Consider the following 11,583-nt stretch of genomic DNA (forward strand, 5'->3'; position numbering starts at 1 on the left):
CACCCTCTCTGGGCATAGTAATTTTGTCTACAGCGTCAGTTTTAGCCCGGACGGCAAGACTTTAGCTTCTGGTGGTGATGACAAGACAATTAAACTGTGGAATCTAGACACAGGTAAGGAAATTCGCACCCTCTCTGGGCATAGTGATTTTGTCTACAGCGTCAGTTTTAGCCCGGACGGCAGGACTTTGGCTTCTGGTAGTGGTGACCAGACTATTAAACTGTGGAATCGAGATTTCTGGAATCTAAATTTAGACTCTTTAATGGGTCGTAATTGCGATTGGATACGAAACTATTTACAAAATAATCTTACAGTTAGCAAAAGTGATAGAAATTTATGCAACGGCATTGGTACTCAACAGTCAAGAACTAAAGTAAAGTAGAGTTTTTATAATTCAATTTATGAAAAAGCCTTTCAGTTTTTCCTTCCCAACCGGACAAACAGCAAATGCTGTTCAAGTTGATGACTTTATACATTTGTCCGCTGCTCTCCATGATCTCGGCTTTCAAGGTTCGCGTCCCTTGCTAGTATTAGTAGGTGGTGCAAGTAAGGTGAGTGAATCTGACTTAGCCCGTCTGAGCCTGTTGTTTGTAGAAATCATAGCCCCCCTAGTTGAAGAATTGAATGCCGATGTTGTTGACGGCGGTACTAATGCTGGTGTAATGAAAATGATGGGTGAGGCTCGTAGAGATATCAATGGGACATTTTCTTTAATTGGTGTCGCAGCAGTGGGGACAGTAACATTACCTAATGCAGTCCCCACATCTTCCAATACAGAAGCCTTAGAACCTCACCATACTCATTTTGTCTTAGTTCCTGGTTTTAATTGGGGTGATGAGTCGCCTTGGCAGGCCAGAGTAGCAAGTTTACTTGCTAAGGAAGCACCATCAGTAACATTACTAATCAATGGGGGGGAGATTGCTTTAGTAGATGTGATGGAAAATTTAAAAGTTGGTCGGACAATAGTTGTAATTGCTGGTAGCGGTCGGCTTGCGGACGAAATTGCTTTTGCCAGAAACCATCCAGAGTCTGAAGCACGGGAAAAGGTCGCAGAGGTGGCAGGGCAAAGTAATCTGTTATTATTTGATCTATCACAACCAATGTCAGAATTAGCGAAGCTATTGAGACAGCAATTAACAAAGTGATTAAGACATTAATGAAGATACATATCCGAGAATTAAATATGCGTTTTCTAGGACCCTTGTAGAGACGTTCCATGGAACGTTTCTACTTTCTAGGAGATGTCTAATAATTAAACCTTCTACACTTCCGGCTTTTTTTCCTCTTTTTGCTTTTTAGTTTCTTGGGTGACTTTGGTGAGATAAACTTCTACATCACTCTGAATGATATTTTCCACATTCGCGGCAAAATTTTTAAAAGCCTCCTCATGGGTTTTGTAACTGGCATAGGAACCGCTGAGTTCCATCAATTCCCAACCTTCTCCTTTGAGAATTTCCGTTGTCCGCCGATAGTGTCGCCAACGTTCTCCATAATGAAAAAATTCCTCAACGGAGGAACTGATAGCTACCATTCCCGATAAGGCAATTGTAAAACCTTTTAGATATGAATCTAAGGCTTTATCATTAATATTTAAACTTATTAATATGGGAACAATTACACCGCCAATAATTGTTGTTAATCGCAGTTGATAATAGCGTTGACGGGCATCATTAGCCCGTCCTTCCATCCACAAAATCTGGTCTAACCAGCGAGACTTTAAATAATGCTTTTGTATATCATTAAGTTCCAGAGTCTCAAATAAATTAATAAACTCTTGTTTTAATAATTGGGAATAAGAATCTTTTTTTGCCACAACTCACTCCTTAAATAGTAGTAATTACACACAAGAATAACGCTTCAGTCCACTCCACCACAGCCCCATAAGTATCCCCTGTATGTCCATCTAATTTATAATTAAACCAAGCCGCCGTCACAACGGAAATCACACTCCCAGATAAAACCATCCCCACAGCTAAAACAAAATTATGCGGATTTATTACCCAAACAACACCACTTAAACCAATTAACAAAACCCAACTTGGAAATAAATCAAAATAAGAACGAATAGCTTGTTTATGAAATGCACCCTTACCACTAGGCTTCAGATAAGGATATTGACAAATAGCTATTTGTTGTCCCCAACGTCCCCACCCACAAGCAGACATCAATACTAAATAATGGTTTTCAGCTATATCTGTTAAAGCAGTTATTTTCAAAATAATAATCATTATAGCGGATATTGCTCCAAATGCACCTGTGGCGCTATCCATCATGACCTGTAACCGTCGTTGAGGATCACCCACTGCTAAACCATCCGCTGTATCCATTGCTCCATCTAAATGTAATCCTCCGGTAATTGCTATCCACGCACCCACTACCAAAGCATTACGGGTTAGCATGGGAATACCCAAATAATTCATACCTACATCTAACCCACCTAAAATACCACCAATCATTAACCCAATTACTGGCGCGAAACAAGCAACTTTTTGGAAGTCCAAATTTTGCACATTAGGTAGGGGAATAGCGGTATAGAAAATGACAGCCGCAACTAAATTTAAGAATTGCTGTTGCCACCAGCGTAATATCTTAGCCAAAACACTTGAATTATTGATGAGTATTAAGTTTGATAAATGTTCTGATCATCAATTACTCCCAGACAGATAATTTATCACAGATGACCAGACGTGGCTTCTCAATTTGATTTTATTGACAAAAACCCCACAAACTGCATCAAGTAGTCGAGAAAATGTTAAGTTGGTGGATAAATTTAGCGAAACCGTATTTTTGTCTTGAGTGCCAATTTTTCTTTTGAATGTCTCGCTACCTGTAGCCAGACTAAAGCCAGAGCCGGAATATTTTCTACTCCCCACGGACCAGTAGAAACGCCCAGGTTTATGCCTGTGGGAACATTAGCTAATGTGAAAACTATCACCCCTGCCCAATTGGCCGCAACGGGAGCGCAAATGGTTTTGGCTAATACCTATCATTTACATCTCCAACCGGGAGAGGCCATTGTTGCCGGTGGTGGTGGGTTACATAAGTTTATGGGTTGGCCAGGTCCCATGCTCACGGACTCTGGTGGATTTCAGGTTTTTAGTTTGAGTGAGATGCGGAAAATTACAGAAGAAGGTGTAACTTTTCGCTCGCCTCATGATGGGCAAATGATTAAATTAACCCCAGAACGCTCTATTGAAATTCAGAATATTCTGGGGGCTGATGTGATCATGGCTTTTGATGAATGTCCTCCTTATCCGGCTACTCGTCAGGAAGTGGAAGCCGCTACTGACCGTACCTATCGCTGGCTAAAACGCTCCATATCAGCCCATCAACGCCAGGATCAGGCATTGTTTCCCATTGTCCAAGGGGGAGTATATTTAGATTTACGCGCCCGTGCTGCTGGGGAATTGGCACAGTTGGATATGCCTGGATATGCCATTGGTGGTGTCAGTGTGGGTGAACCTACGGATTTAATGGCGCAAATTGTCCAAACTACAGCCCCGTTGTTACCTGTGAATAAACCCCGTTATTTAATGGGTGTGGGAACTTATCGAGAAATGGCAATTGCGATCGCTTCTGGGGTAGATTTATTTGATTGTGTGATTCCTACTAGATGGGCTAGACATGGTACAGCTATTGTTGACGGTGAACGTTGGAATCTGAAAAACGCTAAGTTTCGTGAAGATTTTACCCCACTGGATGCAAATTGCCCTTGTTACACTTGTGAAAATTTCAGTCGTGCTTATATATCTCATTTAGTGCGATCGCAGGAAATATTAGCTTATACTTTGTTGACTATTCATAACATCACTGAATTGATTCGCTTTACTCAAAAGATTCGAGCTTCAATATTAAGCGATCGCTTTGTCACAGATTTTGGTCATTGGTTGCAACATGATGCTATTGATTTGGAAAAAACTGAGGACTGATCATAATCCCGGACTCTGTAGTCAATCTCAAATCTAAAATCTAAAATCCAAAATCGGATTACCAAATCATGTTAAAATACATCTCGCATATAAAAGCTGTATTTGACTATTAGGTGGATTTAAACAAACATGGAAGCAGCACTATTACTAGCAAAACTGCCTGAAGCTTACCAAATCTTCGACCCCTTGGTAGATGTTTTACCTGTTATTCCCGTTTTCTTCTTGTTACTTGCATTTGTTTGGCAAGCAGCAGTCGGTTTCAGATAACTTACCCATCTACAATTTTCTGGACAGGTAATGCACACCTGTCCTATTTTTTTGTTTTTTTGCATGAAATTAATATTTCTTAATATTTTGCAATAAATCAATATAATTAATCCAGTCGCATACTAAATCACCAGGAATACACTATGGGAAACATCAAATTTGTCAAAGAGAATAAAGAAATAGTGGCCGCAAACGGCGCTAATCTCCGACTCAAAGCCGTAGAAAATGGGATTGATATCTACACATTTCTCAGCAAAATCACCAATTGCGGTGGTGCGGGACAATGTACTACTTGTGTTGTCCAAATTACCGAAGGGCTAGAAAACCTTTCTCCCCGCACAGATTTAGAAAACCGCAAATTCAAAAACAAGCCTGATAATTACCGTCTAGCTTGTCAAACTCTAGTTAATGGACCTGTTAGCGTCATCACCAAACCCTAAGTTAAATCGGTAGTTAGTAAACGTTTATATACAAAAACAGCCCACTTATGTGGGTTTTAATTTTTATTTATTCCAGGGCTGCGGATTTTAGTTGTCTAGCTGGAGATTCTAGTCCCCGGTTGTCTATTCGAGTTTAAGAAAATTGGCTTCACTTTGTCATCTGTAATGCTATTCTAGAGCAAGTCCTAAGTTGACAATTTCAGCGATAAAACTATACTTATATTGGCAAAAATCAATATATTTTTAGTGAAAAATCAAGTACTTGATATATAATACGATGGTATCAAGTATTGAATTGAGACTATTGCTGACGCGAAAACCAAGCAATGATGGTGGTAGTCTTTTTTGTGAAACTTAATTGGAACACAACCGCGTTGGGCTACAGCGTGAAAGTCTACTGAGGGATAACTGCTCCCATGCTCCCATTGAAGTAGAAAGTAAAGTCTAGTTTTGTCTAGGTTTTATATAGCAGTAGTTGAATAGAAAAATTACACAAAAGGCTATTTTCCTATGCAAGTTAATGATTTGGGTTTCATAGCGAGCATTTTGTTCGTACTAGTACCTGCTGTTTTTTTAATCATGCTTTACATCCAAACTGGAAGCCGTGAAGGCAATTAACTAGTTAACGGTTAACGTCCGTAAATTGCCACTTACATTGGGTAGGGTGGGTCAGAACCTAATGGCTTGGCTGTCCTAGCCATAAATTAGTTTAAATTAGTTTAAATTAGTTTCAACTTCCCTCAACCGCCCTTTGAAAATTTCGTTCCCAGTCTCAGACTGGGAATACTCATCATTTACTCACAGAAGCTGGTACAGGAATTTCTATGTGAGGATATAATGGAAAGCGATCGCACAATGCCGCGACTCGTCTCAAACAATCCGCAGTTACTATTTCTGAATCTGGAGAAAGTAACCGATCTGCAATAATATTACCAATTTCTGTAAATTCTGCCACACCTAAACCCCTGGTAGTCATAGCGGGAGAACCTAACCTTAAACCACTGGTAACAAAAGGCGATTTAGTATCAAAGGGAACTGTATTCTTGTTGGCGGTGATATTAACGGTGCTGACTAGCTGATCTCCTTTTTTTCCAGTCATATCAATACAACGTAAATCTACTAACATTAAATGATTATCTGTGCCATCAGATACTAACTTAAAGCCTCTGTTTTGCAGTTGGGTAGCTAAAGCGCGGGCGTTTTCAACAACTTGGGCAGAATATTGTGTAAACTCAGGTTTAAGAGCTTCCCCAAATGCCACAGCTTTACCAGCAATAACGTGTTCTAAAGGTCCCCCTTGAGTGCCTGGGAAAACTGATTTATCCAGCTTTTCTCCCAATTCTGGATCACGAGTCAAAATCAAGCCGCCACGGGGTCCACGTAGAGTTTTATGGGTTGTGGTGGTGACGACATCACAATAAGGTAGGGGGTTAGGATGATGACCTGTAGCGACTAAACCCGCAATATGAGCAATATCAGCGAGTAAATAAGCGCCAACTTCATCAGCAATGCTGCGGAATTTTGCAAAGTCAATAATCCGGGGATAGGCTGAATAACCACAAATTAACAGTTTAGGCCGTTCTTTAATAGCTAAATCCCGAATTTGATCATAGTCTAATTGTTCGGTTTCTTTGCTGACACCATAATGACGAACTTGAAACCATTTACCAGAAACATTCACCGGTGAACCGTGGGTAAGATGTCCCCCATGAGACAAGTCCATACCCATAATTGTGTCTCCCGGTTTTAACAATGTCAGGAAAACGGCAAAATTAGCTTGCGCCCCAGAATGAGGTTGGACATTGGCATGGGCAGCGCCAAATAACAGTTTAGCTCGGTCAATGGCTATTTGTTCAATTTTGTCAACAAATTCACAACCGCCATAATAACGTTTACCTGGTAGTCCTTCTGCGTATTTATTGGTTAATACTGAACCTTGGGCGGCTAATACGGCAGGGGAGGTAAAGTTTTCACTGGCAATTAATTCTAAGTGATCACGTTGTCGCTGTAGTTCTTGATTAATTAGTTCGTTAATGGTAGGATCTGAATTTTTTAAAAAGTCTGAGTTAGTTTTAGTCACTTTGATTATCCTTAGGGAATTTGATAAAAATCGATATCACGGTTAAACCTAAGCTGTTACGCCTCTAAATTTTATAATCCTCATCTGGCTAGATGTTGTGGTGCGGGCATCTTGCCCGCTAGAATCATACAAATTCCTTGCCCGCTAGAATCATACAAATTCCTTGCCCGCTAGAATCATACAAATTAAATGCAGTAAAGCAGGGTTACTGGGTAAACTGTCTATGATCAGAATTTAGGCTGAAGTTCTTTAGAGAGATGGAAATGTGATCATATAGGAATTTTTGATTTTAGTAAATGTGGTGATCTAAATTTATGTATTTTTTGGTACTCAATTTAACAAAAATCTCAGACATCTAAGATACAATCAACTCAAGTACATTTAGCGGCCTTCTAAGCTGGCTAGAATTTTTTTCTCAATCATTTCCTAAATCATTCATATAAATTTCTCCTAATTATAACAAAAAGGGATTTAGATGTTAGTTATTTTCACCGATAATCAAATCCTTAGCCCAGAAACAGTTTGTCAGTCTTGTTTACTAGCAAATGGTAAGGGACAACCTCGCTGGAGTGGGGGAAAACTGCGCTGTGGTCAAGCAATTAATAATTGTACCCAACAACAGCCAGAGCAATATGAGTGTATGATGGGTTTTCGGGTTGCCAATATAGAATAATTGGATTCGTTATCAAGATCAAGCATCTGCGTTATCCTAAGCTCAATAGCTGTTGAAATTTAGCCACAGGAGAATATAAAATGTCTTGGCGCGGGTCTACAACTTTCCCTGATCGAATTTTCGCTTGTTTACCTTATTTATTACCTTTAATTGAGGTGTTTGTCTTCGGTCGGTTCTTTCTCAATGATTTTCCATTGCTGGGACTGATATTTTTACCGCTTTTACCTCTGTTAACAATTTACTCTGGTATTCCCTATGCAGGAATGATTATTTTCTTTGCTTTGTGGCTTTTAGTGGTGAGAAACGAGAAAATTAGTCATTTTATTCGTTTCAATACCATGCAAGCCATCATTTTAGATATTGTGATCTTTTTATGTAGCATTTTGACTCGTATTGTCCAATTCGTTCCTGGTAGTGGATTTGCTATGCAAACACTCTATACAACCATTTTTATGGGAATAGTAGCAGCGGTTGTTTATTGCGTCGCTCAGTCGTTAGTGGGAAAATATGCGGAAATTCCGGCAATTTCCGATGCTGTTTATATGCAGGTACGCTAAAGATTAACTGCGGACAACTGTGTTTTCTAGGCGACCAATACCTTCTATCTCTATACAGATGCGATCGCCTATTTGCAAAGCTCCTACACCCATAGGTGTACCAGTTAATACTATATCCCCAGGTAATAAAGTCATCACTTGACTGATATAAGATACCAAAAAATCTGGGGAAAATACCATTTGATCAATACAAGCAGATTGGACGGGCTGGGGATGATCATTCAAAAAAGTCTGTAATTTAGCTCCTGGGTTTAATTCTCGGACAATCCAAGGACCTAGAGGACAAAAAGTATCAAAACCTTTAGCTCTTGTCCATTGGTGGTCTTTTTGTTGTAAATCCCTGGCTGTGACATCATTGGCAATGGTGTAACCCCAAATTTTACTTTGGGCTTGGTCTGGGCTACAATTAGCTGTGCGATCGCCAATCACAACGGCCAACTCTCCTTCATAGTCCACCCTTTGAGATTGGTGGGGATATTTAATTTCTCTATCTGACGCAATTACAGATGTAGGCGGTTTCAGAAATATAAGCGGTTCAGCGGGTACTGACGCTCCCATTTCCGCTGCATGATCAACATAATTCCTCCCCACGGCGACAATTTTGGAAGGCGCACAGGGGGCTAGAATTGTATAACAGTTGGGTTCTAGGGTTAAATCCGTAGGTTGACCATGCAACCAGGGTGGAGCGTCTAGCACTTCCACATTCTGGGATAACTGGAGCAACCCATAATAAATTTTACCTTCTTGACTTTGAACTCGCACATATCGCTGCGCCATGACCTGAATAAATATCCTTAAATATGCTTTATTACACCAGGATTTGACTAATTATTGTCATTAAAAACTGGTTTTATTATAAGATAAATACGCAAAACTTCGTAAATTTACTCCAAAAATAAAGTTGAGCAGGAAAGGAATATTGGGGAAAATTGTGCTAACATAGAATAGCTAAAAAATTGTCAAAATTCCTTGTTGTTTGAGAAGTTGATTAATCAAAGTATCGCTAACAGCAGTATTTGTATATATTGACACCTCTTCAGCCATTTTGTCCAAAAGGTGAATTAACGAATATGACCACAGTTTACGAAACGATGTACATTCTGCGTCCTGATTTGGGAGATGAGCAAATAGTACAACAAATTGCCAAATATGAAAACTTGATTCGGGAAAACGGTGCTGAGAATATTGAAATTCAAAACCGTGGTAAACGTCGTCTGGCTTATGAAATTAAAAAGCATCGTGATGGCGTTTATGTGCAAATGAATTATACTGGACCTGGAACTGCGATCGCCATTATGGAACGCGGTATGAGATTAAGCGAAGAAGTAATTCGCTATATGACAGTTAAGCAAGAAGTTCCTAAGCAGAAAGTAGAAGCAGAAGCAGCAGCCTAATAACAACATTTTTAGGTGACAAGTATCAGCCGTTCACCTACCTCATCGGTAGGTAATGGTATAAAAATACAGAGATAGTCAATAGTTTCAGTAAACTGGAAGTTAAGGATATTTTTAAACAACGGGAATGTTAATATCACAGTTATATACAAGAGGTATAAGTGACTGTGAACCAATCTGATATACCAAACATCCCAGAACTGTCTACAGAAATGTCCCGGTTACGAGAAGAGTTACAACTGCGAGATCAATTAGTAGAGCAATTATCTCAAGAACTGTTACGGTTAGTTAAGGGTAACATTAATTTTACACCACCACAATCCGAACCAGGGGTAGATTTGAGTCAATTGCAGGCGTTAAAAGAGCAACTTGAATCTGTGGAAGAGCAGGTGAGATGCTACCAAGAGGAAATTAGGACTCGTGATACCGAAATTTACCAACTACGACAGTCAGTGCAAAATCTAACTGATCGGAATAGAATGTTAGAGCGGGTAATAGAGGAATTACCCCAAATTTACCGCCGTAAGTTTGAAGAACGCATAAAACCAGTGCGAGATCAGGTAGTAATATTACAAAGGGAAAATCGCCAATTACAAGCCGAATTACAAAGTGTAAGTTATCGTTTAGCACTCAAAAACCGCCACACAAATCATAGTGGTCTTGATTTACCTACTTTTCCCCGTTCAGAAGTTGCAACAGATCATATATCTGCTTCTCAAAATACCTAAAATTCGTGACTGTATTTTCCTCGTCAAAACCTTTATGCCGCAGTATTTAGACTTTTAGATACTGCGGCTTATAAGTATTTATGGAGAAAATACTGTAAATTAGCTTGCTAATAACGACTGTTTATCTGAAACGGAAGTAAAAATATCTTCATAACTTGGGAAAATTTCAAATACTGAATCAAGTTGGGTCAGTTCCAAAATCAACTTCACAGGGGCTTTGACATTGCAAAGAACTAACCGACAACCACTTTTACGCGCTGTAGTCAGACCCTTGACAAGGGGAACTAATCCAGAACTATCCATAAAATCTACATCTGCTAAATCTATAACCCAAAGTTGATGGCCTTGAGGTTTAATTTGGTCCATCTGTTCACTCAAGTTCGTACCACTGTCTAGGTCTATACTACCCTGGGGTTTAAACAAAATCACTTGGCGTTCTTGTGTAAGAGTCATAAATTTAACCGAGTATTTGAAACACTAAGAAAGAAAAAACTGACATTAATACTGTTTATAATTCAACCGCAAAATGACTATTTTCGCAAATTTACCTGCATTAACAGCAACGCGGCTAGAAAAAATTTTCAGTATTTACATCGTATAATTTGTTGATATGTTCTTCTAGTATAGGCATAATTCTTTGGCAATTTCAGTAACAAACTTATCATTATTTAAATAATTTGACTTAAATAGTTTGACACTCTTACCAAAAATAAGCAAAGATATGGTACAGGTAAAAATTTGTAAACTCGGTGGTAGCGGATGTCTTTTGAGCTAATTTCACTAGAAAACATCCAAGAAATTGCTCATAATTATGGTTATTTAGCGATTTTTTTGGGAATATTGCTAGAAAATTTGGGTATTCCTCTCCCTGGGGAAACCGTAACCATTGTTGGTGGTTTTTTGGCTGGTAGCAATGAATTAAATTATTGGCTGGTTCTTGGTAATGCGGTCGGAGGGGCTGTAATTGGTGGTAATTGCGGCTATTGGATAGGTAGAGTGGGTGGTTGGCCTTTTCTGCTGCAAGCTGGGAAGATTTTCCGCATTTCAGAGGTACGACTGTTGAGTATTAAGGATCAATTTACCGAAAACGCCGGCAAAGCTGTATTTTTTGGCCGCTTTTTTGCCTTATTGCGAATTTTTGCTTCACCACTTGCAGGTATAGCAGAAATGCCCTTTGGTAAATTCCTAATTTATAATGTAGCTGGGGCGACTGCGTGGGGTGGTGTGATGGTGACTTTAGCTTTTTTTGCGGGGAGAATTATTTCCCTAGAACAATTGGTGGCCTGGGTAAGTAAATTTGCGATTTTGGCTTTACTTATTTTAGTTGCTGTCATTGTTATCCCAATTTGGTTGGAGTCCCGCACTGTGAAGCAGCAAACAGAAGAGTAGGTAATTGACTTTTTAAGTGCTTTTGATGGAATCAAGGTATCATTACAGCAATTACCGGTGTTGTGAGGTACATATTTAGCGGGCAAGATGCCCGCACTACAAGAGTTTCATCATTCAACTTTGTAC

Annotated in this window: 16 protein-coding genes; 11 read left to right on the plus strand and 5 right to left on the minus strand. The window is 39.4% G+C overall.

What is annotated here, in order from left to right:
• Together ACIR131C_RS0120115 and ACIR131C_RS0120120 are read left to right on the plus strand one after the other, a co-directional pair.
• Window positions 1-382, plus strand: a 382-nt coding sequence (locus tag ACIR131C_RS0120115) for a WD40 repeat domain-containing protein (RefSeq protein ID WP_028091604.1), incomplete at its 5' end; no start/stop codon positions are given.
• 19 nt (window positions 383-401) lie between these two features.
• Window positions 402-1,145: a hypothetical protein gene (locus tag ACIR131C_RS0120120; protein WP_028091605.1), complete on the plus strand. Its 744-nt coding sequence runs from the start codon at window positions 402-404 to the stop codon at window positions 1,143-1,145.
• Window positions 1,146-1,261: 116 nt separating this feature from the next.
• Here ACIR131C_RS0120120 and ACIR131C_RS0120125 read toward each other — a convergent pair whose 3' ends face one another.
• Window positions 1,262-1,813 (minus strand): DUF4231 domain-containing protein, encoded by a 552-nt coding sequence (locus tag ACIR131C_RS0120125; RefSeq protein WP_028091606.1) that lies wholly within the window; start codon window positions 1,811-1,813, stop codon window positions 1,262-1,264.
• A gap of 10 nt (window positions 1,814-1,823) precedes the next feature.
• A complete protein-coding gene (gene cobS / locus ACIR131C_RS0120130) occupies window positions 1,824-2,597 on the minus strand; it encodes an adenosylcobinamide-GDP ribazoletransferase (protein ID WP_051347644.1) in 774 nt (257 codons plus the stop codon).
• A gap of 195 nt (window positions 2,598-2,792) precedes the next feature.
• Here cobS and tgt point away from each other — a divergent pair, with 195 nt between their 5' ends.
• The 4 genes from tgt to psbM all read left to right on the plus strand — a co-directional run bounded on the left by tgt (window position 2,793) and on the right by psbM (window position 5,254).
• Window positions 2,793-3,929 (plus strand): tRNA guanosine(34) transglycosylase Tgt, encoded by a 1,137-nt coding sequence (tgt, locus tag ACIR131C_RS23655; protein ID WP_035372633.1) that lies wholly within the window; start codon window positions 2,793-2,795, stop codon window positions 3,927-3,929.
• A 129-nt stretch (window positions 3,930-4,058) separates the two neighbouring features.
• Window positions 4,059-4,196, plus strand: a complete 138-nt coding sequence (locus ACIR131C_RS24865; protein ID WP_006195022.1) for a photosystem II reaction center protein K — start codon at window positions 4,059-4,061, stop codon at window positions 4,194-4,196.
• A gap of 143 nt (window positions 4,197-4,339) precedes the next feature.
• Complete coding sequence (locus ACIR131C_RS0120145) at window positions 4,340-4,636, plus strand: 2Fe-2S iron-sulfur cluster-binding protein (RefSeq protein ID WP_028082439.1); 297 nt, start codon at window positions 4,340-4,342, stop codon at window positions 4,634-4,636.
• 510 nt (window positions 4,637-5,146) lie between these two features.
• On the plus strand, window positions 5,147-5,254 hold the full coding sequence (gene psbM, locus ACIR131C_RS24870; protein ID WP_071604776.1) for a photosystem II reaction center protein PsbM: 108 nt from the start codon (window positions 5,147-5,149) through the stop codon (window positions 5,252-5,254).
• Window positions 5,255-5,426: 172 nt separating this feature from the next.
• Here the strand turns inward: psbM and glyA are convergent, their stop codons facing one another.
• Window positions 5,427-6,716 carry a serine hydroxymethyltransferase gene (gene glyA / locus ACIR131C_RS0120150; RefSeq protein ID WP_028091608.1) on the minus strand — a complete coding sequence of 430 codons (1,290 nt, stop codon included), beginning with the start codon at window positions 6,714-6,716 and terminating at the stop codon, window positions 5,427-5,429.
• Window positions 6,717-7,191: 475 nt separating this feature from the next.
• Between glyA and ACIR131C_RS0120155 the strand changes: the two genes are divergently transcribed.
• Window positions 7,192-7,389, plus strand: a complete 198-nt coding sequence (locus ACIR131C_RS0120155) for a hypothetical protein (RefSeq protein ID WP_028091609.1) — start codon at window positions 7,192-7,194, stop codon at window positions 7,387-7,389.
• An 80-nt stretch (window positions 7,390-7,469) separates the two neighbouring features.
• Complete coding sequence (locus ACIR131C_RS0120160; protein WP_028091610.1) at window positions 7,470-7,946, plus strand: Tic20 family protein; 477 nt, start codon at window positions 7,470-7,472, stop codon at window positions 7,944-7,946.
• 3 nt (window positions 7,947-7,949) lie between these two features.
• Here ACIR131C_RS0120160 and ACIR131C_RS0120165 read toward each other — a convergent pair whose 3' ends face one another.
• Window positions 7,950-8,723, minus strand: coding sequence for a fumarylacetoacetate hydrolase family protein (locus tag ACIR131C_RS0120165; protein ID WP_028091611.1), 774 nt, complete (start codon window positions 8,721-8,723; stop codon window positions 7,950-7,952).
• A 293-nt stretch (window positions 8,724-9,016) separates the two neighbouring features.
• On the opposite strand from ACIR131C_RS0120165, the gene rpsF reads away from it, so the two are divergent.
• Both rpsF and ACIR131C_RS0120175 read left to right on the plus strand, forming a co-directional pair.
• A complete protein-coding gene (rpsF, locus tag ACIR131C_RS0120170) occupies window positions 9,017-9,340 on the plus strand; it encodes a 30S ribosomal protein S6 (protein ID WP_028082434.1) in 324 nt (107 codons plus the stop codon).
• A 167-nt stretch (window positions 9,341-9,507) separates the two neighbouring features.
• Window positions 9,508-10,068: an Npun_F5560 family protein gene (locus ACIR131C_RS0120175; protein ID WP_028091612.1), complete on the plus strand. Its 561-nt coding sequence runs from the start codon at window positions 9,508-9,510 to the stop codon at window positions 10,066-10,068.
• Window positions 10,069-10,167: 99 nt separating this feature from the next.
• Here ACIR131C_RS0120175 and ACIR131C_RS0120180 read toward each other — a convergent pair whose 3' ends face one another.
• On the minus strand, window positions 10,168-10,521 hold the full coding sequence (locus ACIR131C_RS0120180; protein ID WP_028091613.1) for an STAS domain-containing protein: 354 nt from the start codon (window positions 10,519-10,521) through the stop codon (window positions 10,168-10,170).
• A gap of 306 nt (window positions 10,522-10,827) precedes the next feature.
• Here ACIR131C_RS0120180 and ACIR131C_RS0120185 point away from each other — a divergent pair, with 306 nt between their 5' ends.
• Entirely contained in the window at window positions 10,828-11,457 is a 630-nt protein-coding gene (locus ACIR131C_RS0120185; protein ID WP_028091614.1) for a DedA family protein, read from the plus strand.
• Window positions 11,458-11,583 lie beyond the last annotated feature (126 nt).

The organism is Dolichospermum circinale AWQC131C (assembly GCF_000426905.1).
GTDB lineage: Bacteria > Cyanobacteriota > Cyanobacteriia > Cyanobacteriales > Nostocaceae > Dolichospermum > Dolichospermum circinale.

Bases quoted from the DNA above. Each gene is read 5' to 3' on its own strand.
- ACIR131C_RS0120120 (WP_028091605.1), top strand. From the start codon at position 402: ATGAAAAAGCCTTTCAGTTTTTCCTTCCCAACCGGACAAACAGCAAAT.
- ACIR131C_RS24865 (WP_006195022.1), top strand. From the start codon at position 4,059: ATGGAAGCAGCACTATTACTAGCAAAACTGCCTGAAGCTTACCAAATC.
- ACIR131C_RS0120145 (WP_028082439.1), top strand. From the start codon at position 4,340: ATGGGAAACATCAAATTTGTCAAAGAGAATAAAGAAATAGTGGCCGCA.
- psbM (WP_071604776.1), top strand. From the start codon at position 5,147: ATGCAAGTTAATGATTTGGGTTTCATAGCGAGCATTTTGTTCGTACTA.
- ACIR131C_RS0120155 (WP_028091609.1), top strand. From the start codon at position 7,192: ATGTTAGTTATTTTCACCGATAATCAAATCCTTAGCCCAGAAACAGTT.
- ACIR131C_RS0120160 (WP_028091610.1), top strand. From the start codon at position 7,470: ATGTCTTGGCGCGGGTCTACAACTTTCCCTGATCGAATTTTCGCTTGT.
- ACIR131C_RS0120165 (WP_028091611.1), bottom strand. From the start codon at position 8,723: ATGGCGCAGCGATATGTGCGAGTTCAAAGTCAAGAAGGTAAAATTTAT.
- rpsF (WP_028082434.1), top strand. From the start codon at position 9,017: ATGACCACAGTTTACGAAACGATGTACATTCTGCGTCCTGATTTGGGA.
- ACIR131C_RS0120180 (WP_028091613.1), bottom strand. From the start codon at position 10,521: ATGACTCTTACACAAGAACGCCAAGTGATTTTGTTTAAACCCCAGGGT.
- ACIR131C_RS0120185 (WP_028091614.1), top strand. From the start codon at position 10,828: ATGTCTTTTGAGCTAATTTCACTAGAAAACATCCAAGAAATTGCTCAT.